The organism is Streptomyces sp. NPDC024698, assembly GCF_055559015.1.
In genome coordinates this window covers 13,800-38,537 of sequence record NZ_JBVHLK010000029.1, presented here as the reverse complement: position 1 = coordinate 38,537, position 24,738 = coordinate 13,800, and the positions used below count along the sequence as shown (strand labels likewise).

General features: G+C 67.7%; 21 protein-coding genes and 2 pseudogenes. 9 read left to right on the top strand and 14 right to left on the bottom strand.

Features of this window, described 5'->3' with window-relative positions; genetic code table 11:
* Positions 1-10 precede the first annotated feature (10 nt).
* Positions 11-2,242, bottom strand: coding sequence for a telomere-associated protein Tap (gene tap / locus ACZ4AA_RS35245; RefSeq protein WP_467611720.1), 2,232 nt, complete (start codon positions 2,240-2,242; stop codon positions 11-13).
* Between the two features lie 701 nt (positions 2,243-2,943).
* Between tap and ACZ4AA_RS35240 the strand changes: the two genes are divergently transcribed.
* On the top strand, positions 2,944-3,117 hold the full coding sequence (locus tag ACZ4AA_RS35240; RefSeq protein ID WP_467611717.1) for a hypothetical protein: 174 nt from the start codon (positions 2,944-2,946) through the stop codon (positions 3,115-3,117).
* 13 nt (positions 3,118-3,130) lie between these two features.
* Here ACZ4AA_RS35240 and ACZ4AA_RS35235 read toward each other — a convergent pair whose 3' ends face one another.
* Together ACZ4AA_RS35235 and ACZ4AA_RS35230 are read right to left on the bottom strand one after the other, a co-directional pair.
* Complete coding sequence (locus ACZ4AA_RS35235) at positions 3,131-5,509, bottom strand: UvrD-helicase domain-containing protein (protein ID WP_467611780.1); 2,379 nt, start codon at positions 5,507-5,509, stop codon at positions 3,131-3,133.
* Positions 5,510-6,379: 870 nt separating this feature from the next.
* Positions 6,380-6,772, bottom strand: coding sequence for a MerR family DNA-binding protein (locus ACZ4AA_RS35230; protein WP_398459159.1), 393 nt, complete (start codon positions 6,770-6,772; stop codon positions 6,380-6,382).
* A gap of 48 nt (positions 6,773-6,820) precedes the next feature.
* On the opposite strand from ACZ4AA_RS35230, the gene ACZ4AA_RS35225 reads away from it, so the two are divergent.
* From ACZ4AA_RS35225 to ACZ4AA_RS35210, 4 genes are all read left to right on the top strand, one after another.
* The gene (locus ACZ4AA_RS35225) at positions 6,821-7,774 is read left to right on the top strand and encodes an alpha/beta hydrolase (RefSeq protein ID WP_467611714.1); all 954 of its coding nucleotides are present in this window, start codon (positions 6,821-6,823) and stop codon (positions 7,772-7,774) included.
* 277 nt (positions 7,775-8,051) lie between these two features.
* Positions 8,052-8,894, top strand: a complete 843-nt coding sequence (locus ACZ4AA_RS35220) for a helix-turn-helix domain-containing protein (RefSeq protein WP_467611711.1) — start codon at positions 8,052-8,054, stop codon at positions 8,892-8,894.
* A 77-nt stretch (positions 8,895-8,971) separates the two neighbouring features.
* On the top strand, positions 8,972-9,595 hold the full coding sequence (locus ACZ4AA_RS35215) for a dihydrofolate reductase family protein (RefSeq protein ID WP_467611708.1): 624 nt from the start codon (positions 8,972-8,974) through the stop codon (positions 9,593-9,595).
* Positions 9,596-9,633: 38 nt separating this feature from the next.
* Positions 9,634-10,170, top strand: coding sequence for a helix-turn-helix domain-containing protein (locus tag ACZ4AA_RS35210; RefSeq protein WP_467611705.1), 537 nt, complete (start codon positions 9,634-9,636; stop codon positions 10,168-10,170).
* Between the two features lie 393 nt (positions 10,171-10,563).
* Here ACZ4AA_RS35210 and ACZ4AA_RS35205 read toward each other — a convergent pair whose 3' ends face one another.
* The gene (locus ACZ4AA_RS35205; protein ID WP_398459168.1) at positions 10,564-10,944 is read right to left on the bottom strand and encodes a DUF6234 family protein; all 381 of its coding nucleotides are present in this window, start codon (positions 10,942-10,944) and stop codon (positions 10,564-10,566) included.
* Between the two features lie 164 nt (positions 10,945-11,108).
* Here ACZ4AA_RS35205 and ACZ4AA_RS35200 point away from each other — a divergent pair.
* A pseudogene (locus tag ACZ4AA_RS35200) lies at positions 11,109-11,488 on the top strand (LexA family protein); the annotation flags it as partial.
* Between the two features lie 37 nt (positions 11,489-11,525).
* Here the strand turns inward: ACZ4AA_RS35200 and ACZ4AA_RS35195 are convergent.
* Together ACZ4AA_RS35195 and ACZ4AA_RS35190 are read right to left on the bottom strand one after the other, a co-directional pair.
* Positions 11,526-11,924 carry a hypothetical protein gene (locus tag ACZ4AA_RS35195; protein WP_467611702.1) on the bottom strand — a complete coding sequence of 133 codons (399 nt, stop codon included), beginning with the start codon at positions 11,922-11,924 and terminating at the stop codon, positions 11,526-11,528.
* Complete coding sequence (locus ACZ4AA_RS35190) at positions 11,921-12,205, bottom strand: hypothetical protein (protein WP_467611699.1); 285 nt, start codon at positions 12,203-12,205, stop codon at positions 11,921-11,923. The genes ACZ4AA_RS35195 and ACZ4AA_RS35190 overlap by 4 nt, the downstream gene beginning before the upstream one ends.
* Before the next feature lie 172 nt (positions 12,206-12,377).
* Here ACZ4AA_RS35190 and ACZ4AA_RS35185 point away from each other — a divergent pair.
* Positions 12,378-12,506 (top strand): annotated as a pseudogene (locus ACZ4AA_RS35185) (IS110 family transposase); the annotation flags it as partial.
* 599 nt (positions 12,507-13,105) lie between these two features.
* Here ACZ4AA_RS35185 and ACZ4AA_RS35180 read toward each other — a convergent pair.
* From ACZ4AA_RS35180 to ACZ4AA_RS35170, 3 genes are all read right to left on the bottom strand, one after another.
* Positions 13,106-13,519, bottom strand: coding sequence for a DUF4279 domain-containing protein (locus tag ACZ4AA_RS35180; protein ID WP_328551077.1), 414 nt, complete (start codon positions 13,517-13,519; stop codon positions 13,106-13,108).
* Positions 13,516-15,366, bottom strand: coding sequence for a polymorphic toxin-type HINT domain-containing protein (locus ACZ4AA_RS35175; RefSeq protein WP_467611696.1), 1,851 nt, complete (start codon positions 15,364-15,366; stop codon positions 13,516-13,518). Before ACZ4AA_RS35175 ends, ACZ4AA_RS35180 begins: the two co-directional genes overlap by 4 nt.
* Before the next feature lie 858 nt (positions 15,367-16,224).
* Entirely contained in the window at positions 16,225-17,259 is a 1,035-nt protein-coding gene (locus ACZ4AA_RS35170; protein ID WP_467611693.1) for a C40 family peptidase, read from the bottom strand.
* A 912-nt stretch (positions 17,260-18,171) separates the two neighbouring features.
* Here ACZ4AA_RS35170 and ACZ4AA_RS35165 point away from each other — a divergent pair.
* Positions 18,172-18,762 carry an RNA polymerase sigma factor gene (locus tag ACZ4AA_RS35165; RefSeq protein ID WP_467611690.1) on the top strand — a complete coding sequence of 197 codons (591 nt, stop codon included), beginning with the start codon at positions 18,172-18,174 and terminating at the stop codon, positions 18,760-18,762.
* 749 nt (positions 18,763-19,511) lie between these two features.
* Here ACZ4AA_RS35165 and ACZ4AA_RS35160 read toward each other — a convergent pair.
* The gene (locus tag ACZ4AA_RS35160; RefSeq protein WP_467611687.1) at positions 19,512-19,880 is read right to left on the bottom strand and encodes an STAS domain-containing protein; all 369 of its coding nucleotides are present in this window, start codon (positions 19,878-19,880) and stop codon (positions 19,512-19,514) included.
* 168 nt (positions 19,881-20,048) lie between these two features.
* Between ACZ4AA_RS35160 and ACZ4AA_RS35155 the strand changes: the two genes are divergently transcribed.
* Positions 20,049-20,504, top strand: a complete 456-nt coding sequence (locus ACZ4AA_RS35155) for an ATP-binding protein (RefSeq protein ID WP_467611684.1) — start codon at positions 20,049-20,051, stop codon at positions 20,502-20,504.
* A gap of 38 nt (positions 20,505-20,542) precedes the next feature.
* Here ACZ4AA_RS35155 and ACZ4AA_RS35150 read toward each other — a convergent pair whose 3' ends face one another.
* From ACZ4AA_RS35150 to ACZ4AA_RS35135, 4 genes are all read right to left on the bottom strand, one after another.
* Positions 20,543-21,070 carry a MarR family winged helix-turn-helix transcriptional regulator gene (locus ACZ4AA_RS35150; RefSeq protein WP_467611681.1) on the bottom strand — a complete coding sequence of 176 codons (528 nt, stop codon included), beginning with the start codon at positions 21,068-21,070 and terminating at the stop codon, positions 20,543-20,545.
* 70 nt (positions 21,071-21,140) lie between these two features.
* Positions 21,141-21,596 (bottom strand): STAS domain-containing protein, encoded by a 456-nt coding sequence (locus tag ACZ4AA_RS35145; protein ID WP_467611678.1) that lies wholly within the window; start codon positions 21,594-21,596, stop codon positions 21,141-21,143.
* Positions 21,593-22,675, bottom strand: a complete 1,083-nt coding sequence (locus tag ACZ4AA_RS35140; RefSeq protein ID WP_467611675.1) for a cobalamin B12-binding domain-containing protein — start codon at positions 22,673-22,675, stop codon at positions 21,593-21,595. The genes ACZ4AA_RS35145 and ACZ4AA_RS35140 overlap by 4 nt, the downstream gene beginning before the upstream one ends.
* Entirely contained in the window at positions 22,672-24,246 is a 1,575-nt protein-coding gene (locus tag ACZ4AA_RS35135; RefSeq protein ID WP_467611777.1) for a PP2C family protein-serine/threonine phosphatase, read from the bottom strand. Before ACZ4AA_RS35135 ends, ACZ4AA_RS35140 begins: the two co-directional genes overlap by 4 nt.
* Positions 24,247-24,738 lie beyond the last annotated feature (492 nt).

The following is a 24,738-nucleotide window of genomic DNA, read 5'->3' as shown; positions in this document are numbered from 1 at the left end:
GCCCACTCCCCTATTCGCCGTTGTCGGCATCGGTGACGGTGCCGTCCTTGATGTACCGGGCGAGGTTGAGCTCCGGTGCGTTGAACCGCTCGCGGACCTCCTCGCCCCACAGCACGGACTGGGTGCCCTCGTGCTTGACCAGGCCGGGGTTGATGCCGAGCTTGAAGCCGCCGGGGAGCGGCTTGCCGTCCCGGTAGGGCAGGAAGTCCAGCGGGCTCGGTCCGTTCGCGGCGTAGACGACGCAGTCGGACAGGACTGCGACCGGGTACTGGCCGGTGAACGCCGCATGCTTGACGATCTTGCGGTGGAGGTTGATCCGGGTGCGGGAGATGACCGCCGCCCGGATGTCCGGCCGCCACGTCGGGCGGGACAGGGCCCGCCACGGCTCGCCCGGCTTCCAGCCCTCCCCGCGCGGGCGTTCGCGCAGCTTGCCCAGGCCGCCCTTCACCGTCGCCTTGACGGCCGAGACGACGATCGCCAGCTCCGGGTCACGCTGCTTGTAGCCGTCCATCGCGGTGAGGAAGTCGGCCGGGGTGAGGTCGGCGTCGATGCCGAGGTCGGCCATCGTGGCGAGGTAGGCGTCGCGCAACCGCTGGTACCAGCCGTCCAGGTAGCGGCCGTTCTCGTACCGCACATAGGCCTCCACCGGGCGTACCTCGTAGCCGAGTTCCGCCGCGTAGGCGACGGTGGGCGTCGCGTACCAGGCCACGCCCTCGGGCCGGTCCCCCTTCGGCGTGAACGGGCTGGGCAGCAGACTCGCGTCCAGGTCCGCCCACTTGCCCTTGCCGGTCTTCACCCTCGACAGGTCAACATGCGAGAGGTCCACCAGCCACGATCCGGGCAGCTTCGCATCGAACACCGGCGACTTGACGTGCGTGGGCCCGCCGAGGCCGACGGCCAGGCCGTTGGCGCCAGCGGCGAAGGCCATGTTGACGTCGATGCCGACCAGATGGCGCTGCATGCATTCGGCGTCGGTGAGCGGCCGCGCCCAGTCGTACGCCTCCTCGAACAGCTTCTCCGCCGGACCCCGGACGTGGAAGCGCGGCAGGTCCTTGAGGAGCGGGTGTCCGTCGGGGGCCTCGCACGGCGCCGGGTCGACCGGTTCCCTGCCCAGGCTGCCGGGATTGCGCTCGGAGTGGCGCTTGCCGTCGGCGTCCGGCTCGGAGGCCCTGGTCGGCGGGTGTAGCGCGGTCATCAGCTCCAGGCCGGTCACGGCTGTCGATCCGCGAGGCGTCATCACCCGGGAGGCGAACACGCCCAGGATGCGGGCGAGTTCGGCCGGCGCCAGCCGCCCCACCTCGCCCCAGTGCCGGGTGCCCAGCGCGTGCCAGGACGGAATGCACAGCTGCACGCACTGGCGGTCCGAGCCCTGCGCGGGACGGTAGATCCGCGCCCACGGCCCGAACCCGCGCTTGGTCAGCTGCCACTCCGCACGCACCAGCTGCCTGACGACCTTGTGGTTCTCCGGGATCCGTCCCGCGAGACGCTCCTCGTCGCCGAGAGCGACCGGCAGACCGTAGCGCTCCAGGGCGGCCTCGGTGAGGACCAGCAGCGGGTCGCCGTCCTTGCCCGGGCCGGACAGCCTCGGCTGACCGAGCTTCGCCTCCTTCAGCGTCCAGTCCACCAGGGACGGCAGGGACTTGGCGGCCACGTCCAGGACCAGGCCGCCGGCGCAGTACGCCACCACCTGACCGTCCTCGACGTCGACGACCGCCAGCGGCCCGTTCTCGAACCGTGGATCGGTGTCCGCGGCCGGAGTGCCGGCCAGGGCCGCCTTCCGTGCGGGCGGACGACGCGACGTCGACGGGTCGGCGGTACGTGGCGGGCGCGGCGCGGCCACCGGAGCAGCGGTGACGGGGGCAACAGGGCCCTGGGGGTGCTCAGTTACGGTCCCGGCCGCAGCCTCAGGTCCCGGACCGGTGGACGCGGGGCGCGCCTGCGCCGAGGCGGGCGCAGCGGTGACGGGGCGGGGCGCCGGGGCGACCGACTCCTCCGGGGCGGGGTAGAGCTCCGCAAGCTGCCGCAGCAGCCGCGCATACGCCTCACGCTCCGGACCACGCGGCTCGGTCGGCTTCGTCAACGACTCCCAGCCGGACACTGTGGCCCGGCGTACCTGCAACGCGGCAGCCACCTCATCCAGCGTCAGGCCGTGTGCGGTACGCAGCCGCTTACGCTCCACCGCAGGCGGCAAGGACGAACGAGACGCAACCAACGCATCAACCGCATCGAACAACTCAGACATGCAGCACCTCCAGAGCACCACCCTACCCCTCTACCGTACAAAGAACGTTCATTATCCGTACGGATTGCGTACGGACTGCGTACGGGTGGGGAGCGCTGACGCGCTGCCCCGCGCGCACCCCTGGTACCGGGCGTGCCTGTGCCGAGGGTGGCGGTCAGGATCACGCCGGAAAGGGCTACGTGCCGTCCCACGGGGTAGAGCTCAGCCTCCTTCCTGACCGGGCACCGTATTGCGCGCGGGTCTATGAGCACCAAGGGCGTATGGACGTGCGTGCCTGGCCGGTCGGCATGATCCTTGTGTCATGTCCGGATCGTCCGAGAAGTGGCCAGGGTGGAAAAAGCCGGTCCCGCCTCCGCCCGAATTCTTCACTCCAGGCGACAGGTCGCCTGACGCTCAGCAACAGCGCCTGATCCTTGACTGGGCGGTGAACCAGCGGATCGCGTCGGGCTGGCGTGTGGAATCCCGCTCGGAGACGCAGGCCGTCATGGTGCGTGGGAAGCCCGTCAATCACGTCTTGCACGCGATCTTGACGGTCGTCACGTGTCTCTTGTGGGGGATCGTCTGGCTCCTCCTTGCCACGACGAACCGGATGGAACGCGTGGCCCTCACGGTCGACGCCAGGGGGCACGTGGTAGCCGTGGCTGCTCCGGGTTCTCCGGATGTGTAGGCAGCCGTGGCCCCCGTGATCGTTTATCCGCCGGATGAGGACGGGGCCGGCGGGTGCCGGTGGAGTGATCCTCGGCCGCGCGTTCTCCGTGCGGGACATCGTCGCGTTCCTGCAAGAGGCCGGGCTCCAAGGCTGGGACGAGATGGATGTCGTCAGGTCCGAGCTGATCGAGTGGCGGGGCGGCGGTCCCAACGCGTGGGAGCACTGACGCGATCTGGCCGCTACGCGAGGCGGCTTCCCTGCAGGTGTCCGCGTAGTACCGCACGCAGCTGCGGAAGCGGAATGCGGGCACCCAGCATGGTGAGGAAGTCCGGGACCGTCCAGCGGATCAGGGCGCCTTGGCGGGCGAGGTAGAAGCCGACCTCGCGGATGTCGTAGCGGTCGTCGTAGTCGAGGAGGAGGTACCCGGCCAGCTGCTGGATCTCGTCCCGTCCGACGCGGTGGGGCCGGGTAAGCGCTTTGCAGTCGATGAGGAACCCGTCGGTGATGAAGTCTGCGTCGGCCTTCACGTCGGCGCTTCCCGCAAAGATCGGCCCGCATACGCGCTGCTGGGCTGACAGGCCCCGCAGGGGGGTGAAGGGCTTGTCTGCAAGCTTCATCTGCTCGTCGATGTCGTCGAGGACGTAGCTCGGCACGGCGCTAATCACGCTCTTGACGGTGGTGTGCTCGTCTACCTGGGCGAGGTGGTTGCGCTTGCGGGGGAAGGAGCCGTTTCGGTAGATGGCTTCGAAGAAGCCGGTGACGAAGCACAGCCTGGTCAGTTCGTCGTCGTCGAGTCGCCGGGAAGCGTCTGTCAGGTGGGCGTGGAGGCGGCCCAGGATGCTGCTTCCGATCGTGCGGAGGTTGGCGCGCACCGCTGGGACAGGTGCTCCGTCAATGGGCAGGTCGCTGCCGATCAGCTCGACGCCAGCGATTGCTGCTGGCCCTGGGGCGGAGCCGAGGCTCAGGCGCAGTCGGTAGTCGATGGTGTGGCCGAGGGCGGCGTAGTCGGGGCGGCGTTCGTTCATCGGCTGGACGGGGTGCGGTAGACCCCGGATGTGCTCGAGGTAGGAGGCGATGACGCGTTCGGGGTGGGGAAGGTGCCGGGCCAGGAATGTGGACATCGGGGAGCGTGGGTACTTCAGCTGTCCGGTCAGTGGCAGCCGGGCCAGTGCGATGCCGTCGGGTGTGGCGTCTGCTGTCGCGGCGGTGGCGTGGGTCTGGAGCCTTTTGATGCCGGTGATGTCGAGCTGGGTGCGGGCTCGGGTGACGGCGACGTAGATGAGTCGGGCGGCGGCTGGGTGCACGTTGCGCGGGGAGTCATCGTCGGGCGGCGTGAACCCTGCTCCGATCCGTACCCGGTTCCACTCGCGGCCCTTGGCTTTGTGCACGGTGGACACGACGACGCGGGCCTGTGCTTCATCGCTCATCCGCTCGACTGTGCGGATGATCTGCTGGGGACCGTAGGTGTCCACGAGGTCCACGATGGCTTTGAGGTCGGCGGCGGCGGAGTCCTGTTGGGCGTACTCCTGCACCTCGCCCCAGGAGGAGAACAGCGCGAGATCGTGGTGGGAGGTGCGGCGTCCGGCTTGCAGGTCGAGAGCTGCCTTCGCGATGTTCAGCAGGGGTTTCCCGCCGCCTACCAGGGCGACGGGCACGCCTTGGTCCAGGAAGCGCAGGACCTCGGCGAGGGCGTCGGCGTTACCCCGGCACAGGACCGCGTCAGGGACCTCCACCTCGGTCAGTTTGGACGCTTCAGCGGCGTGGCCGGTGAGCTGCATCGTGGATGTGGCCGCGCGGAGCCAGTGGTTGGCCACCTCTGCGATGGCCGGCCCGAACCGGAAGGACTGGGTGAGCTCCATCCGCATGCCGGGAAACCCGCTCATGATGTCCTTGGCGTGACGCCATTCGTAGATCTGCTGGGAGGGGTCGCCGACGCAGACGCGCTGGACGTCCTGTGCGAGGAAGATCTCCTCGAGGACCGGGTTCGTGTCCTGTGCCTCGTCCAGCAGGATGTAGTCGGCCCGCAGCCTGGGGCGCGTGAGCGCCCACATCTTGAGGTGGTGGTCGTGTTTGAACGGCAGCGTGCCGTTGTGTGAGCAGATGTCGTCCCATGCCCACCGGGCCCTGGGCAGCAGGAGTCGCGCAAGGTACTGCTGGCCGTGGTCGTCGAGGCCGTGGACGGTGCCCAGGTGACGCGCTGCGACCTGTTCATCGGTGGAGTAGCAGAAGTGCTTGACCATCTCCATCACCAGGTGAGCCAGCGTCGTCGCCTTGAGCCGACGCCCGCCGACGGCGAGGTCGCGGTCGATGCCCAGGAGTTGGGCGGTGCGCCACAGCGGCATGTGCTGTGAGGCGTCCAAGCGGGCCTTGAAGCGGCTCCCGAGCGCGCGGTAGGCCAGCCCGTGGGAGGTGCTGCAGTGCACGTTGCTGCCGAAGCGGGCCTTGGCCTCTTGCGCGATGGGCCTGTTGAAGGCGATGTACATGCCGCGGCGGGGGGTTGCGGCGCCCATCATTACCAGCGTCGATGTCTTTCCCGTACCGGCACCTGCCACCAAGGCAAGATCATGGCCGGCAGCGAAGCTGTCTCGTGCTGCCGTCTGTTCCTCGGTCGCCTTCACTGCCACCTCGTCGTCCCTTTCCGCAAGCCTGTTCACTTCGTCTGCCAGTCGGCCTCGACCGGACCGGCTTTCGGCTGGTGAGCAGCATGGCAACGTGCACTGACACCCTGTCAGCGTGCCGGGAACAAAGGTTTGGAGTTTCGAAGAGGTGACCGGAAAGTACGGTGTCTTCGGCCTCGCCCTACGCATTCCCGGTTGCCTGCATCGAACGGAGATACCCGTGCCCAGAGGCATCACCATCGGTACGACCCGCTATCCCACCTAGGAAGCCGTCCGGAACATCTGCCGCGGCATCGTCCAGCGATACGGCGCAGGCGGTGACGTCACCGACCCCGACGACGATGCCTTCTGCCGCGACCTCCTCGAACGCCACCCCGAATACGACCTCAAGCGCGGGGCCGGCGTAGCCCAGGAAGTGTCGGGATCGGTCTCGTGCGGCTCGACGGCGAAGTGGCCGACTTCTCATGGAACGCCTGCCTGACTCCGTTCAGCCACCGCGCCCAGGTGTTCGCCGCCCTGCGCCACGCGGTTGCCGATCAGGTGACCATCGCCCGGAACGCGGCACTCGGCTCCGGACAGTCACTGGTCTGCTCCGTCACAGGAAAGCCGATCCCGTCTGCGACCGAGCTGCACATCGACCACGCAGCCCCGACATTCCTCGAGCTGGCGGAGGATTTCATCGCCGACAACGGTGGCGCAGACGCCTTCCGGACTGCCCGACTCCGGTGCCGGAGTCAGCTACATAGAACTGGAGGACAAGGAACTCGAAAGACGATGGCAGAACCACCATCAGGAGCGTGCCATGCTTCGACCGATTCCGAAACGGGTCAACCTGTCCGACCTACGGCGGGGTCTGATGCACGATCGGTGTCAGCTGGCCGGGTCGTCGGAGATGACCTGCTTGAAGTCGGGGCATTCGACCAGGGGGGAACGGGTGCAGACGGCCGCGTGACGGAGACTGTCGCGCATACGGGTGAGCCGGTCGATCTCAGTGTCCAACTGCTCAGCCTTGGCCGCCAAGTGGACGCGCAGTTCGGTGTCGTCGGGGGTGGCGGTCACGAACCGGGCGATCTCGGCGAGGGTGAAACCCGAGGCACGGGCACACGTGACCAGGGACAGGCGGGCCAGCACCTCGGAGCGGAAGGTGCGGCGCAGCCCGTTGCGGCCCTCGGAGGCGATGAGGCCCCGCCGTTCGTAGTAACGCAGCGCCGACGGCGCCAGTCCCGACCGTTCGGCCACCACGGCAATATCGAGCAGGGTCATGAAACCCCTCCTTGACTTGAACCTCGCTTCAAGTCGGAGCATAAACCCATGACTGACACGACAACACCACTCGGCTCTCCGCACCCGCAGGTCCAGGCCTATCTGGACCGCCTGGCCGCCGCGAACGTCGGCGAGTTGCACACCTTCACCCCTGAGCAGGCGCGGCAGGGCTGGCGTCGGCAGATTCCTCTCCTGGGCGAGCCGGAACCTATTGCGGCGGTCGAGGACCGACGGATCGTCACCAAGGCCGGTCCGATCCCGGTGCGTATCTACACTCCCAGCGGCACCGGCCCCTTCCCTGTGCTGGTGTACTTCCACGGCGGCGGTTTCGTCGTGGGGGACCTGGACACCCATGACGGCCTGTGCCGCAGCCTGGCCAACGGCGCGACCTGTGTCGTGGTCTCGGTGGAATACCCGCTGGCTCCCGAGCACAAGTTCCCCGCCGCACCCGAGGCCTGCCTCGCCGCCACGGTCTGGGTCGCCGAGCACGCGGGCGACGTCGGAGGAGACCCTGCACGGATCGCGGTTGGCGGCGACAGCGCGGGCGGGAACCTGGCGGCTGTCGTCGCACGGCTCGCACGCGACCTCGGCGGACCGGCACTGGTCTTCCAACTGCTGATCTATCCGGACGTCGACTTCCGCAGGGCCAACCACAGCATCCAGGCCTTCGCAGGGAAAATCGGCAACGTCAGCCGCGCTGCCCAGCACTGGTTCATGGACAACTACCTCACTAGCAAACAGGACAGGCTGGACCCCCGCGTTTCCCCGCTGCTGGCGTCCGACCTGACCGGTCTACCGTCGGCGCTGATCGTCACCGCCGAGTTCGACGCGCTGCGCGACGAGGGCGAGGAGTACGGGCGGCGCCTGGAGAAGGCGGGCGTCCCGGTGACGGTGTCCCGATATCCGGGGATGATCCACGAGTTCGTCCGCCACCCGTTCGACGACAGCGGAAAAGCCCGGCGTGAGGCGGCCCTCGCGCTAGCGACGGTGTTCACGCGGTGACGGTAGACGGTGCCGAAACCCTCTGATCTGCTGCTCGAGGCACCCAGTCTGCACGGGAAGCGCGGCGCCGAGCTCCTGCCGAAGCAAGCCAGCTCTGGCACGCCCAGGCTCCCCTGCCCCGCCGGCTCCTCCTGCGCGGCAGCCTTCCTCGCAGGCCCAACCGTCACCGGCTGACAAGCTCGCCAGCCGCGCGCGTGTCGTTGCGGCCGCTGGACAGCGGCAAGGATGCCCCGCTCCGCTTGAGGCGGGCCAAACCCTCGTCGGCGATACTGGGTCAATGGATTACGTCGGCTGGGTGCCCGCCCCGCCGCTTGACCGGTTCATCGACGACGTCTACTGCCTGACCGGGGTGCCGGGCCATCGCCGGATAGGCGTCTCGCCGATGCCGTCGGCGCACCTGTACATCAATCTGGGTGAGCCCGCACGCCTGTGGGATTCCGACCCGTCGGTGCCTCCGGCAGCGTTGACGGATGGGTGGTTCATGGGTCTGTGGACCAGGCGTTTCGTCCTTGAGTACCCGACGCGGGTACACCTCGTCGGGGTCCACTTCAAGCCTTGGGGATTGTCACCGTTCGCCGGTGTGCCGGCGAATGAGCTGCGGGACCGATGGGTGCCGGTCGACGCCCTCTGGCATCGGTCCGTGGACCGGATTCGCAACCAGGTCGGCGACGCCGCTTCGGCCGCCGCAACGCTGCGGGTCCTGGAGAGAGAGCTTCTATCGCGGCTCGTCGAGGCGCCGGCGCGCGGTCTCGACCTGGTCCAGCACACAGGCGGGTGGCTGGAAGCCTCGCACGGCGCGATCCCGGTCGGTGCGCTGAGCGATGCCGCCGGGGTGAGCAACAACCACCTGGCGGCGCAGTTCAAGGCTCATGTCGGGGTCACTCCGAAACGGGTTGCCCGGATCTACCGCTTCGCGCGGCTGATCGAGTCCGTGGACTCCCTGGGCCCGGTCGACTGGTCGGAGCTCGCGCTTACGGCGGGCTATTTCGACCAGGCCCACTTCAGCAAGGAGTTCAAGGACTTCACCGGCCGCACTCCCACGGAGTACCTGGCGCTGCGGCGCCGGTTCACTTCGGAGCAGGGGTTCTCGCAGCCTGGTGGCCCGATGCCCGTTGAGTGATTTTTTACAAGCGCGGCTGTCTCTGGGCTGAAAATATCGGACGCGTCCCCTCAAAGTGACGTAATAGGGAGACCCTCATGGGCGCAGTGATCATGCACAACGTGGTGTCGGTAGACGGCTTCATTGCCGACAAGAACGACGGAGTCGGTCCGCTCCACGACTGGTACTTCAGCGGGGATACCAAGCTCACGGAAACCGGCGCCGGGGACGGGGACGGGGATTACGACCACTCCGCGGGGGGAGGCGGATTCAAGCTCTCGCGTGCATCGGCGGCGTACGTCCAGCCGGTGTGGGACTCGATCGGCGTGATCGTGATGGGCCGCAGCTTTTTCGACCTGATGAACGGCTGGGAGGGCCAGCCGCCCGCGGGCGACCACGTGGTCGTGGTTTCCCACCGGCCTAAGCCCGAGGGCTGGCACCCTGAGGCTCCGTATCACTTCGTCGATGGCGTGAAGGCCGCGATCGAGAAGGCCCAGGAGCTCGCCGGTGACCGGGTTGTCGCCGTGAGCGCCGGCGAAGTAGGCGGCCAGATCCTCGCGGCCGGTCTTGTGGACGAGGTCGCGATGGACGTGGCGCCGGTGGTGTTCGGATCGGGCAAGCGCTTCTTCGGTAGCTTCGACGGGCAGCAGCTGCTGGAGGATCCCCACGCGGTCGTCCAGGGCAACCGGGTACTGCATCTGAAGTTCAAGGTGCGCCGCTAACGAGCTCGTGCAGGGTTGGCGTTGGCACCTCGAGGTCCGTGATCGTTGATGATGGTCGGTGTGGTGGGGAACCGAGTGCGTGCAGCAATCATGCGAAGCCAGCGGATCACGGGGCTGGCGCCCGGAGTGATCGCCGAACTCGTCGCGGAGATCGGCCCGTTGTGGCACGAGCGACACCAAGCCGATCTCGCGTCGCGTCCCCGTCGCCGGGCCGTGGTGCCGGGGCGAAACACAAGCTGGTCTTCGTCGACCGACTCCTGGCCACCCTCGTCCACCTTCGTCATGGCGCCACCCATCACGTGCTGGCCTGCTGGTTCGACGTCGACCGCTCCACCATCACTCGCGCAATCGGTGAAGTACGGCCGCTGCCGGCGATGCGCGGCTGCACCGTCGCCCCCGACATCCGGCTGCGTACGCTCGCCGAGGCGGTCGGCGCGCAGGAGGTGGCTGGAGGAGGGGTAGCGGCGGTAGAGCCAGGGACGGCTGACCAGCGCGGTGGAGATCGCGGTACAGCGGGTGAGGAACAGGTGGGGTTGGCGGTGCGGGGCAAGGTCGCGGTGCGGTGGGCGAGGTAGGCGCTCAGACGGGCCCGGACCGGGTCGGCGAGCCGGAGGGGAGTCCGGCACGACCGTCAGCGGGGAGAACTACTGGCCGCGAACGGGGAGTTCAAAATGACCGTTGACACCTCCGTCAGCAGCTCGGGCGCGCGACCGGGGGCGCAGGTCTCGGCCTGGCCCGTCCCGAGTCCGGGCGCCGACGCGTGCCTTTCGTCGTGCCGCCGATTCCGGGCGGCTGCGCCGTCGTCTGGCGTCCGGCAGCGTTCGGCGCCGGGATCGCCGTCCTCTCGCTCGGGTCTGCGTGCTGCCGCACCCGCCCGGTCCGCGGGAGACGGTCGAACCCGTGCTGCCCGACGGGCCGGCGCGGCAAAGTCTGATCGTTTCGTGGACGCCGAGGCCCTCCGGAACAGCTCAGCGCACGGGCGAAGGGGCGTCACAGGCCGGGCCCGACAGACAGGCACCCCGAGTGGAGGACTCGTAAATGCGTTCACCAGCGACCTTCGCGCTGGCCAGGGCCGCGCAAATGACGAGGACCATCACGAGCTGGGTGATGGCAACCACACGTACCCGACGGACTCCGGCCACAACGGCTGCAATCAGGGCGGCTGCCGCCACGAACATAGCCTTCTGCAGGTAGGGACCCGGCGGCGCCCCGGGGGTCTGCGGATTGATCGCCAACCAGTAGGTCAAGATCCAGGACAGCCAGATCAGGACAAGGGCTAACAGCTCGAAGGCAGCCAAGGCCGCAGACACGGCCACGGCTCGACCAGTACGTTCGGGATCTGTACTCACTCGACCATAGTCACCCCGGCAGGTGCGCAGTGTCATGATGGCTGTCCGGGTGCCTGCAGAAGCCCTGACGCCGGATCGCGACGACCGTTCAAAACGTGTGTTTGGCGCAACCTTTCGAAAGCAACTACCGCTGTCCAGCAGGGAGACCATCGAGAGGGGCCGACGTGACCACCCCCGCAGACAGCGCCACCATCACCGCCCAGGACCGCTCCCAGGGCCGACTCGAGCCGGTGCATGTGATGAACGAAGCCGCGAATCATGAGGGGCCCGGGAGATCGGGCAGGCCGTCGGCCCTTCCAGCACGTCCTCGGTCGCACATCAGCTGATGGCGCTGGAACGCAAGGGCTTCCTGCGGCGGGACCCGCACCGCCCGCGCGCGTACGAGGTACGGGGCTCGGACCAGTCCTCGGTGCAGCCGACGGACACGGCGGGCAAGCCGGCCGCTTCGTATGTGCCGCTCGTCGGCCGTATCGCCGCCGGTGGCCCGATCCTCGCCGAGGAGTCGGTGGAGGACGTGTTCCCGCTCCCCCGGCAGCTCGTGGGGTCGTGTAGGTCGGCCGGGGAGTTGCAGATTCCCGGCCTCAGTGGAAGCCGAGCATTCCGGGTGAATTGATGTCGACGGCGACGACGCCCGGGGGGTAGCGGTCCTCGTGCTCGGTAAGCAGGATCGACATGCCGGTGAACTCTGCTCGCGGCAGGGCGCAGTACAGCGCGTGGCATGTGTCGGGGCCGCCGTAGCCGTCACGGATCATGGTTCCCACGGTGGTGGCGGCCGGCGTGTCGAGGGGATCGACGAGAACGGAAGAGAAGGCCAGCACACGCCGGTGCAGATGTTCTTCATCGGCTTCGGCCTGCATGAGGCACAGGGCAGGGATGCGGAGCTGCTCATGGGGACTGTGGGCCATGTTGCCGGCGAGCAGGTTCAATGCTTTGTGCCCGTCCGCCAAAGCCCGCACGGCACTCGTATCAAGAATGATCACGCAGTCGTGTCCCGGGCCGAACGAGCCTTCTCTGCAGCAATCTTGTAGATGTTGCCCAGAACGTCCGGGGCCTGCTCAAAGTCTTCGTCGGTCAGCTCAATACCCACGAGCCGCCGTACGACATCCCGGTCGGCCGCCAGACGCTCAGCGCGCTGCGCAGCGGTGGGCTGCTCAGCTGCCAAGGCCTCGACCAGCTGGCCCAGGTTCAGCCCCCGCTCCTTGGCGAGTTCGGCCAGATGATCTCTCACCTCGCGGGACACCTGGATCGTCGTCGTAGCCATAGACCCACTATAGCCAATCCATGGAGACAGCCGAAGGGCAGTCCCCTACCGCATCTCTGCTTCGAACCGGAATGAGGCGGTGTTGAACTCGTGAGCCCGGCCGCCCTGCCACTTGCCCCAGCGCGGATCATCCAGTGCCACATCGGGATCCGCGCTGTCTTCTCTGAAGGTGACGGTGATCCCAGGCGCCAAAGCGCCCTACCGCAGGCGCCGCGACGACCACGCAGACTCGCATGCCTCCGCCCTGCGTAACCTCTTCAACCGCATGGTCGGCCAGCTCTACCACTGCCTCCAGCTGCATGTGGCCGGCCGTACATGTCATTCGGCCCGTGGCTATGGCCTGCACCGCCGGAGAGGTGCGGAACGACCATGCCATGGGGGCGGGTCGGCCGGCGGTCCCGGCTATGTTCACCTGTCCCGTGAAGGTGCCGTTGGCGTCGGTCTTGTGGTACCTCGGGGTTGAGACCTTGAATGAGCCTTTTCCAACCTCACGCTGATGCGTGGTGAAGGCCGTCCTTGTCCTTCACCACGCATCAGCGTGAGGTTGGAAAAGGCTCACTGGGTGCAACCTGGCAGGCCTGTCTTCTGGGTGATCATCGATCCAGGACAGGCCTCTCCCCTATCCAGTCGTCGGCAGGTAGGGGTGGCGGCCGGGTGGGCGAGGCAGGCTTCGCGTCTGGGATGACCCGCCCGCCGCCGTCCTTTCGGTCATTGTCTTTCGGCGGACAGCAACGACGCCCCGACAGTGCTGGACGATCGTGCCGTAGCCCTGGTCCCGTAACCATGGCTCCGTGGCTGCGAGGCGAACCTGGCCCGGGCCCGACGTACGACAGTCGGCTCGGGCCAGGTCATCGGCTACTGGCACGGCTTGGCCGACCGGCTTCCGCCCCGGCGGTCGGCTCAGTCGAGATACACGTACTGGTCGATGTCCAGCGACGCTCCGGCCCGGGCCAGCCAGGCCAGCAGGGCCGCGCGCAGGAAAATGCCCTTCTGCTGCGGGTCCTCCGGGTCGGTGATCTCTTGGACGAGCACGAGGGAGACGTCGGCGTCCTTCGAGTCGGCCAGGCGCCCCAGCGCTGCGGCGAACTCCGGTCCCCAGGCCAGGACCACCGGTTCGAGATCCTCCGGCCGCCTGGACTCGCCCGGGGCCCGGACGTGGCGAATCCAGGTCGCGTGCTTGCGGGGTGGGGACTGGGGGCGCCTGCGGCTGCCGATCGCGGTCGCTTCGTCCGCTTCACATCCCAGCCGCGCGGAGATCTCCTGCGGCTGAAGAGATTCGCTGACCACCCGCAGGTACATCCGGAACGCGCTCACGGCCGGTACCGGTAATTCGTCGGAACCAAGATCTTTCCGTCCTTGCTCACGAGGACGACCCTGCCCTCGCCGTCGCGCATCGCGTCGAACCGCGACACGTTGTTCTTCCCCACCCAGTCGGCCTTGAAGCCGTGGGGGTCCTCCCCGACGGTCTTGAGCGCCTTCTCGAGCTGCTTCTCCTTGATCTTGACCAGGGAGCCCCGCTCGATGGCCGCCGCGTCGGGGATCTCTCCCTTGATGAAACCACAGGACGCGTTGTGAACGAGTACGGGTGTGGTTCCGGCCAGCACGTAGTAGGTGTGCAGGTCGTTGACGGTCAGGTTGTAGGCGCCCTGCGGCTCCTTCCAGTGCGCGACCTTGTCGATGCGCACCGAGGTGCCGTCCGGGGTGCGCATCGCGTCACCGGAGTTGAGATCGCGGGCGTCCGCCCATCGCCCCCGGTTCTCGACCCAGAAGGGGTGGTGGTCGGTCGCGGTGAGCGTGGCCGGCTCCGCTCCCCCGTCGCCGGCCAGAGTGACGCTGGTGAAGTCCTCGTCGTCGGGCGTGTAGATGGTGTCCTCGACCGGCCGCGAGCCGGTGATCCCCGCCTCCGGGTCGGTGGCCAGGACGCTGTCGCCGACGCTGATCTGCTCGATGGGCACCGTGGTGGTGCCGTCGCCCATGAGGACCCGGGTGCCGGCCGGGAAGCTGTTGCAGTTCGGCATCTTGTCGCCCTTGCGAGCGGCCCTGATGTCCTCCGGGAGCAGCTTGCCCCCGTACTTGAGCCAGCGCATGACCGCGAGCGAGCCCAGCACCCGGTCGGTGTCGCTCACCTTCTCACCGGTGGCCAGGTCGCTGCCGGTGATGGCTTCGATGACGCCCTTGGCGTCCCCGATCCCGGGCATCAGGTTGAGCAGCACCGACATCCGGCGCTCCTGGGCGGCCCGTTCCTCGGCGGTGGTGTCCTTCGACCCGATCTTCTCGGCGAGACGGGAGAAGTCGAAGTCGAAGTCCGGTATCTCGTGGAGCTTGGAGGCGGCCTTGTCTATGCCCTCGACGGCCTTCTTGGTCTCGTTCAGCCCCTTGTCGGCCTCCTTGACTCCCTCGTTGAGCTTGTCCATCCCCCGGTTGGCCTTCTCGATGCCCTTGTTGGCCTGGTCCAGGCCTCGGTTGACCTCGGTGGTGGCCTTGTTCATGTCATCGAGGGCGCCGTTCATCTTGTCGAAGCCGGCGTTGATCTGGTCCAGGCTCTTGCCGATGTCCTTGAAGAAGCCCGCGATGTCCCAGGTGTCCTTCGCCGGCCGGTCATCGACGGGCTTCGGATCGGGGTAGTAGTCGCCGACGGCGACAGCGAGCACGGCCAAGGCCTCGACCGACTCCGTGTGGGCGTCGAGAAGGCGGGAAGCCCTGACGACGTCGGTGCGCAGCTTGTCCACGTGCGGCTTGGCGGCCTTGAACGCCTTGAGCGTCTGCTCGTAGATCTGCTTCTTCTTGGCCGGGTCGGTCTCTTTGTCCGGGTCGAGCAGGAGGTAGGGCTTGAGCTTGTGCAGCTCGGTCAGCGCCGTCTCCAGTTCCTTGAACGAGCTGCCCTCGTCCTTCATCGCGTCACGGGTGACGTAGAGGAAGACGCCCACGCCAAGGCCGAGCTTGGCGGACTTGAGGGCGAACTCCTTGAGGCAGGCGGGCCGTTCCAGCAGAGGCTGAGAACCGCAGTCGGAGTACTGCGCCACCTTGGCCGCGATCTCCAGCAAGGTGGGCTCCGCCTCTCGCTTCGGCGGCGTCCCGGCCGCCGAGGCGGTGCCCGCGCCCAGGGTCAGGCACAGGGCGGTCGTGAGCGTGACGATCTTCTGTTTTACGTGCAGGTGCATGTGTTCCTCAGAGCACGGATCCCAAGTCGCCGTTCGCGGGCGGGAGTCCGTGCTTCCCCCGGGGCGGCCGGCCGGCCGCCCTGTTTGCGTGCGTTTCGAACGCGTGGTCGCAATCAGGGTAAAGTGTTACTGCCGGTCATGATCAACTCAACCTCACAGGCCGACATGCCGTGTCCGGGCGGGTGCTGACGTGCCAGCCGCGTCGAGACGAAGCTGAAGAGCGCCGTGCGCAAGGGCACCATCACCCTCTCCGCCATCCGCAACAACTGGACCGCCGTACTCTCGGTCACCGGAATCGGCTGACAGCCACAGCTCCTTCAAGGGAAAGTTCGGGCACTCAGCTCTGGCTCCGTTCCGAAGTCGCGCTCGGAGGCGGAGCCCTCGGGGTACGGCTCCCTGCGGACCCTCGGACGCCCTGTCCCAACGACGAACCCCAGCTGCCAGGTTGAGTACGGCGACCCACCAAGCCACCGGCGGCAAAACCGTCAGCGCACTCCTCCCCCGGTAGCACCGAGGCTTCGGCGCCCGTCACTTTGACCCTGGGCGAGACCTGGCGACGGCGCCGGTCGGCCGACGGCCGTCGCCAGGCGTGATGTAGCCCAACATCGGCCACTTCCATGCAGAGTCGTTGCATGAACGACGAGGCTGTCGGAGCGCCGTGGTCCGGGCGGCCTGCGTGGTCAGTAGAGGGCCAGGGAGATGGTCCTGCCGGATGTAGTGCAGGTACGGCCCGCCGGTCCGGACCAGCCTCTCCAGCGCCGCCGTCAGGTCAGACGTGACATCTCCCCAACTCCCGCTGCCATCAGGGCGTGTGGCCGCCGTCACGACCGCACCGCCGACCCGGGCCCGAGGCACGGATCAGATCCGGACGCCGAACTGGAAGGGCATGTTGGCCATCGACTCGAAGCGGACGAACGCGCCGGTGTGCGGGGCGTGCAGCACCCGGCCGTCCCCCGCGTAGAGACCGACGTGGTGCTGGTCGCCGTAGAAGATGACCAGGTCGCCGATCTTGAGGTCGCTCTGCGAGTAGATGCGGGTGCCCGCGTTGGCCTGGGCCTGGGAGGTCCGGGGTATCGTCACGTCGGCCTGGGCGTAGGCCCAGGAGGTGAGGCCCGAGCAGTCGAACGAGCTCGGACCGGCGTGGGTGTACACGTACGGGGCGCCGATGACGCTCTCGGCGGCGGCGAACGCGGCGGCGGCACGGCCCGAGGCGGCCTTGGTGGTGCCGAGGTCGACGCGCTTGCTGGCGCGGGTCGCCCGCTCCTGATCCTGCGAGGTGAGTGCCGCCTTCTCCTGCGCGGTCAGCGAGTTCAGGAGCTTCTGCGCGGAGCCCAGCTTGCTCTGGACCTCCTGCTTCTTCTTGGCGAGCTCGGCCCGGGTGCCGGCGAGGTCCTTGAGCTTCGAGGATGCCTCGGCACGCTGCTGGGCGAGTGAACGCTGCTTCGCCTGGACCTTCTTGAGCATCTCGACCTGATGGGCACTCAGCTGGTCCATGGCCGAGGCCTTGTCCAGGAAGTCGTCCGGGTCGGAGGAGAGGAAGAGCGCCACGGAGGGGTCGATGCCACCGGTGCGGTACTGGGCGCTGGCCATCGAACCGAGGCCCTCACGGAGCTGGTTGAGCTCGTCCTGGCCGCGGGCGACGTTGTCCTGAAGGGAGTTGATCTCCTTCTGGAGCTTCTGCTGCTTCTCCTTGGCGCCGTCGAGCTTCTCGGTGGCCTGCTCGGCCTCTTCGTAGAGCTTGTCGACCTTGGTCTTGACCTCGTCCTTGTTGGGCTTCTCGGACGGGGCCGCGTTGGCGGCGTTGGCGCTGAGCACAACGGCGGCAGCGGCGGCGGTGGAGAGCACGGTCACACGGGTGCGGCTCGGCTGCTTGGGTCGACGGTGGGACGCCACGAAGGCGAACTCCTTTTTCTCAGGCCGCCTGCCGAAAAACGCCGACGGGCGGTGATCCTTCACTGCCACCCCCAACGAGTGAACGACCGAGCGAAGGTTCGGATAGGGACTGTAGTGACTCAATCTTCATCAGAGCAAGTGGCGTCGTAACGAGCGGCGTTGAATGACAGAGACGCGTTGCGGCTTCCATCGGAGTTTCTTTCCGAGTAGGCGGCAGACGCTGACCTTGGATTCAACCGGTCACGACAGCACTCTCGGATCGTCAGAATTCCCCGGCACGTACGCGAGGGATGTCGAGATTCGTCGGCGATGGCGTCAAGGTCGTCCTGGCTGAACGTCGGGCAGGTTTGTTCCTTCCGTCGGGCATCGGCGATCCGTGAACGCCACTGGCCTTTCATCGCCCGGCGCTTGTTCTTGCGGATCGAAACGGCCGGTTCGAGGGTGCTTGCACGGTTCGCGCGGACTGCCTTCCGGCGCGTGGTGCGGATCGTCTCGTGGGTGGTCTGCGTCTGCGGGGCGTCCCCGTGATGCAGACGCAGGTGTCCCACGACTCGGCTCGGGCGATCACTGCTCGCGCAGCAGTTCAGCGCCGTCTGTCTCCACGCAGGCCTATAGGAGAGCGGGCACCGCTCGGGCCTCCGGGTGCCGGCGAACGCCCGTTCCCGTGCGGCAGTCTCCCCGCGGACACGCGTCCACCGCTGTTGCCGATTTCACGGCTGATCGTGGACGCCGTACGCTCCCGGAGGCCGGCATCCGCCCGGTGTGACTGCCGGAACAGCCCGGGCGAGATCCTCCCGCTCGCCCGTGTATGCCCCCTTCGACCAGCGCTGTCGCTGACCGGGTGAACCAAGTCCGCCCAAGCGGATCCGACTCCGCGGGAACCTTCAGCCGGTTGCCGGACACGTACAGAGCATGGAACTGAACAACGCTGGTCCCGCTGTACCGATCGGAGGGGTCTCTGATCGGGAGCTGTGGGCGAGGGCCGTCGACGGCGACCGGGAGGCGTTCGGTCGGATCTTCGACCGCCATGCGAAGACCATCTACAACCACCTGTTCCGGCGGACGGCCGACTGGTCCGAGGCCGAAGACCTCACGTCGACCGTGTTCTTGCACGCTTGGCGTCGGCGATCGGAGACGGTGCTGGACCGCGACTCGGCCTTGCCGTGGCTGCTCGGCATCGCCGACCGTCTGCTGTCGAACACCTGGCGGCGGCTGAGGCGGGCCGAGGCGTTGTTGCGCCGGCTCGTCTCGCATGGCGAGCCCGTGGACGACCTTCTCCGCCCACGTTTATCAACAATCGCCTGTGGGGCACCGGCCATTCGATTGATTATTTCGACTCCACCCTCGAGCCCGCCGGCAAGGGGCGCTATCGCCTGCTGGGCGCCGGACATTACACATCCAACATTGCCAAGATCACCATCAGCTACGGCAACAACTCGAAAGGGTATCCAGCGGTCATTTAAGGGTGGCGCATTCGTCTACGCGGTGGCTCTCTCCACGTAGCTCCTACGTCCATGCCTACAACGCATCCGGCAGGGAGATCTGCAACCAAAAGAAGGACCCGCAGTTCACCGACAAGCAGCAGGCCAGCCATTTCGACCGACCCTCATTGCTGCCCTGGCAATATGCCGGGCAACAGTGAGGCCAGGGTCATTGAGCCTTTTCCAACCCCGGATTAAGGCATGGTGAACCGTCCGGGGTTTGATCGAGACTCCAGATCTTGACTGTTACCTGGGTCTTTCTGGTCCCGCTGTAGTCGTTGGTCTCGTATGCGACGGGTGGGATGTGCCCGATCGCGCCGTGGAGTCGGCGGTGGCCGTACCAGTCGATCCACGCTGCGGTCGCCGGCTCGACCTCGGAGAGCACCTTCCGTGGGCTGTGGGGCTTGATCAGCTTGTCTCCCTCACATTCCCCCCGATCGCGGGGCGGTTGCGATGAGGCGGCCGGAAAGGGCGCCCGCAGCCGGTTCCGGTCCCGGACGCACGCATCGTCTTCAGTGAGCAGCTGCTCCAGCCGCGCAGGGTCGGGGGCAGGCGCGCGGCGAGGATTTCCTGCCGACACCAGGCCAGCACCTCCCCCACGATGTCCGCGACGGCCTCGTGTGCTCACTGCGCCGGCCGGCTCGGGCGCGTCAGGGGGACGGCAACGCCCTCGCTGGGCATTGGGAGCAGCGCTGCAGGTGACGCTCGTCGTGGCGGGGCCTGATCCGCCCGGACGCCGCTGCTGCCCAACTCCGGCCGACCCTGGGCGTGTCAGGCGTCGATGGCTTCAGGAACTGTCGGGTAGGAGGGGATGATCGTGTCGAGTCCCACGATCTCGACGACGTGCTGGACCGGCGCGGTCGGCGCAACCAGGCGGATCCATCCGCCGGCCGCTCGCGCTCGCTGGAATGCGGCGACCAGGATGTTGACTCCGCTGGAGTCCATGAACGTGACGTTGCTGAAGTCGAGTACCGACCGTGACAGGGCCGCGGTCTCATCGAGGTGCAGGGCATCGCGGAGGCCGCTGACCGTGTCCGCGTCGATCTCACCGCACAGGGCCAGGACACGGATGCCGCCGACACTGGTCTGGGTGATCGACAGGCGGGCTGGCGCCCCGGCTGGGTCCTGTATGTCTGCCACGTTCCCTTCAACAATCTTTCCGGCCCTGGGCATGGGGCGTTGCTGCGGAGGCAGGAGTCGTCACATCCTACGGACGCTTCGCTCTCGCGGCTGTGCCACAGGTAACGTTCAGGGCCTCAACACGCGGGCCCGGGAGGGGTACTCGGCTGGGGACACGGGAGCAGACACATGGACGATGCATCTGATGACACCGACGGCGGACGGTCCAGTACTGCCCTGCCGCTGGAGACCTCACTCTCCCTGGACGGCGACAGCTCCCGCATCGCCCAGGCCCGCCACGTCGCAACCGCCTTCCTGGTGAAGGCACGAGACCATGCCGGCATCCCGGTGGCCAAGGCCACCGTGGAGATCGTGCAGCTGATCGTCAGCGAGCTCGTCACCAACGCCCGCAAGTACGCGCCCGGGCCAGCGCTGTTGAAATTGCACATCCACGGCATGGTCCTTACCGTCGAGCTCTGGGACAGCAGCCCCGTCGTCCCGGCTGCGAAAGCAGCTAACCCCGAACGCGTCGGCCAGCACGGCCTGGAGATCGTGGCAGCCCTCGCCCAGACCCTCACCGTGGAGGCGACCACGGTCGGCAAGCGCATCACCGCCCACATCACGCTCGACGTCACCACGGCCTAGTGCGGGGGCCCAACGGGCCGTGCCGGTGGTTGTGATCATCAGGCGGAACGCGCGTGGTCGTGGGGCATGGAGGTGAGGGGGGCGTCCTCGGGCGCCAGGCGGAGCGTGGGCTGGTCGGCCAACGCGCTCTGCAGGAGGGCAAGGCCTTTGGTCATGGCCGCCCGCTGAGGGTCGGGCAACGTGTCGAGGGCCTGCAGAAGGAGGCCCTCGCGGCGTTCGCGCAGTTGAGTCAGGTGACAGCGGCCGGCCTGAGTCAAGGTGAGGAGAACCTCGCGGCCGCTGTCGGGGCAAGGGCGGCGTTCGACGAATCCCAGGGCCTGGAGACGGTCAATCAGGCGGCACACCGAGGGGCGTGCTGCACCCAAGATCCGGGTCAGGGCGCGCATGCGGATGCCGTCCTCGCGGTCGACGATGTTCATGACGCGCAGCTGGGAGACGGGAATGCAGGGCGGTGGCCCCTCGTTGCGGTCCTGCTCCCACAGGACGTCGAAGAGCTCGGCGATGCTCCGGGCCTGCCGGGCAGCGTCGCGGAGGTGATCGTGGGCGGGCGGGATGCGGTCGGTCATGCGATTCCCATCCAGGGGGCAAAGACCCTGATGCCGGTCATGCACGCAGGTAGACACGCAGGTAGAGAGGTCAGCCGCTGATCTCCGGTCCCAACGGGTGACCGGTGCCGTCGACTGCCGTGCCGCCTTCGGACGTATGACGATATGCCATGCCCTGCGCATCGGCCGACACCTCGGCTGAAGCTGCATGATCACGAACAAGGTGTTCCAGGGTGCCGGTGATGTCCAGCAGCCGCTCAAGACTGGGGCTGCGGTTGTCGAGAGACAGCGTGACGCCCGCCGCAGTGGTACGGCGGTGGAGCATCAGCACCATCGCCAGCCCCATCGAATCGAGCCCCTCCAGGTGCTTGCAGTCCAGGCGCAGTGTGCGCAGGCCCGGTCTGCTGTCGGCCAGTTGCTGCGAGGCCAGGGCGAGGAAGTGGTCGGCCGAGTCGTAGTCCAGGAACCCGTGCACCTCCAGCAGCAGCGCGCTCGTGTCGCTGCTGGGGATGGTGATGAGTTCTATTCCGGCCGACGGCGGCGTCATCCACTGTTCCTGGAGTCGGAGGCGTTCACGGACCTTGCCCCGGTGAGGTGGTCATTGGCCTGGGTGAGCATCTGAACGGCGCGGGGAAAGTCCTTGAGCTCTTCGCTCAGGATATCCAGAGCGGGGAGGAGGGAGCGGGCAGGGACGCCACGGGCCGTGAGGATCCCGGACGTCCACGTGAGGAAGCTGGCGAAAAGGTCCGTATCGCCGACGTAGAGGGTGGTGGCAAGGAAGTCCACGATGTGCGCGATGTCCTCGGCCGTGTGCTGACGCTGCAGGGCCGTGTAGTCGCGCATCGCAGGGAAGCGGTCTTCCAGCCCTCCCATGACGGTGCGCACCAGCTGTGAGTGGGTGCGGGCGACCATCGTGTATTCCTGGTCGGCCAGGTGCGGCAGGTCGTCGATGGGCTGATGCGCAGGTGCCGGACTGGGCAGAGTCCTTTCGAGCCGGTCCGCGGCCGCGGCCGCGTCGGGTGCCCACATGTCCGCGCCGAGCAGGCGGGCGTATTGGCCGTGCGTGCCGAAAGCGGCCCCGCCCACCAGGACAGGCGTGTTCGTGGCCTGAACCGCCGTGATCGCGGCGTGGGCGGTCGGCAGCCGGGTGGCGATCGAACTCGAGAGGGCGACGAGGTCGGGTCCGGTCTGGTGCAGGTGCGTTATGAGGTGAGCGGGCGGAACCTGCGCGCCGAGATAGTCGACCGTCCAGCCGCGTAGTTTCAGGACCTCGGCCAGGATGCGGGCGGGTAGGCCGTGCCATTCACCGTCCACGCATGCCACCACCACCCGGCCTCGACTAGCAGCCGTGTGGGCGGCGTAGTGGTGGGAGAGCGCGGAAACGGCCCGGTCGTTGATCGCGGTTGCGGCGTGCTCCTGCGCCACCGTCATTCGGTTGGCCGCCCACTCCTCGCCCACCTTGCGCTGCACGGACGCGATCAGGTCCAGGAGCACGCGCTCGGCTGAGATGCCGTCGTCCAGCGTCTCGAAGACCACCGTGGTCGCGGCGTGCTCGTCGCCGGCAGCGACCGCCTGCCACAGCTGGGCGGTCCGGTCCTCGAAGGAGACAGCGGTGAGGGAACTCATGCGGTGAACCTGCCCCGGGTGTGCCCGTCTACCGCACTGAGATGGTGGGAGCGGGGAGCTGCGATCACTATGACGGCCATGTCGTCGTGTGACCGGCTGCCCACCCACTGGGAGGCGAGCATCTGGATGTGCTCCACGACCGCCTCTGCCGGCATGCCCGCGCACTGGGACAGGGCCGCCTTGATCCGGTCCTCGCCGAAGTATTCGTCGCCCAGCGGGCCGCCCTTGGCCTCGGTGAAGCCGTCGGTGAACAGCATGCAGAACTCGCCCGGCGCGAGCGTCTCGTGCATCGTCGTCGCCGGTGCCTTGGGGAACGTTCCGACGAGTGTGCCGCGGGACGATCCTTCCTCCACCGTGCCGTCCTGCCGCACGATCAAAGTCGGCTGATGCCCCGCGCTCGTCACGCGCAGGCGTACCGAGCGGGCCTCGCGCACGGCGGAGGCCATGACGAGGGTGGCGAATCGCGTGTGGTGGGAGTTGAGGAGCGCGCCGTTGAGCAGGTCGATCATCCGCTGGTGGTCGACTGCCATCGGCAGGAGCGCCTGCAGAGTGTTACGGATCTTCCCCGTCAGGACCGCGGCCTCCATCCCCTTGCCGCACACATCGCCCAGCACCGCGAAGGACTCCTCCCCCTCGACGGAGGCGGGGTGGACGTCGTAGAAGTCGCCGCCGATGCGCTCATGGTCCTTCGAGGCACGGTAGCCCCCCGCGAAATCTACGCCCGAGATCTGGTGGAGGACGGGTGGGAGCAGGTCCCGCATCAGGGTCTGCGTGAGCGAGGTCTGCTCCGCGTACAGGCGGGCGGCGGACATCGCGGCGCCGGAGCGGGCGGCAAACAGTCGGGCGAAGACTTCTTCGCCATCGGTGAAGGCGGTCTCTCCGGTGCGGCGGAGCAGGATCAGTGCTCCGGCGGGCACGCCGTGTCCGGGTAGCGGGGTGACGACGATGGAGCCCACCGTGCCGAACCCTTCGGGTACGAGCCACTCGGGAGCAAACGCGGGATCGATCCAGCGGGAGGGCACCGGAGGGAAGCCTTGAAGGGCCTCCGCCAGACCGGGTACCTCGGCAGGGTCGACGTCCCACTGGAAGCGCTGTGGCTTGCCGCCGCGCAGGCAGATGACGACGGGCAGGCGGCGGGCGGTACGGGGTGCGATGACTACCGCGGCGTCGGCGAGATGCTCGGCCGCCAGTTGGGCGGTCACGTCCATACACCGCTCCAGATTCAGTGACGACAGCAGCGTGTTGGACGCCTCGGTGAGAAACGCGGTGCGTTCGCGTTCTTCCTGCAGCGCCTGGCGGGCCAGCTGATGGTCGGTGTCGTCCGCCAGCCACCACACCACGTTCCCGTCATCCTGCACGGTCGGAAGCGCTTCGAAGCTCCGCTCCCCCACCGCACCCGACACGGCAGCGTTGTCGCCCTGGCGGCTGCCGGCCGTCTGCCGGGCATGGGCGTTCGCCAACCACGCCGGAACGCCGTCGGACAGAGCCGTACCGCGGCACAGGCCGGGGAAGAGCGAGGCCGCCTTCGGATTCACGTGACACACGACGCCGGCGCCGTCCACGACCAGGATTGGGTAGGGCACCGCCACAAGTGCTTCCTGGGCCGGAGCGGTAGTGCTCACGGCAGGTCCGTGCTGGGTGGAAGTCACAAACAGGAAGGCCCGCTACGCGAACCCCTCACCTCATCCGGTCGAAGAATTTGTTGCCCTGCGGCAACCATCCTCCACCCTGCCTTCCGCTGGCAACCCGCCCCCCGGCCGAGTCTCACTGCGAACGGGCGGACGAGTCAGGCTCGGCCCGACCGTAGCCCTCTCATCCCAGGCAAATAGCCACCCCAGTTGCCTAAAAGTGCAGGTCAAGGCTGCGGGCGTGATCCTTTTTCTCCTTGGGGCAGCCCGGCATTACCGGACCCGGCGCACCACGTGAAGACATGGAGGAGAAGGTGAAGGTCCGTAAAACCATCCCCCGGGTCCGGCGGTGGAAGCCTGGATCGGGCCCGTGGGGTGGCCGGACGGATGCGAGGCGACCTGATCCCCAGCGCGATCCCGCCTGCCGGAGGCGAC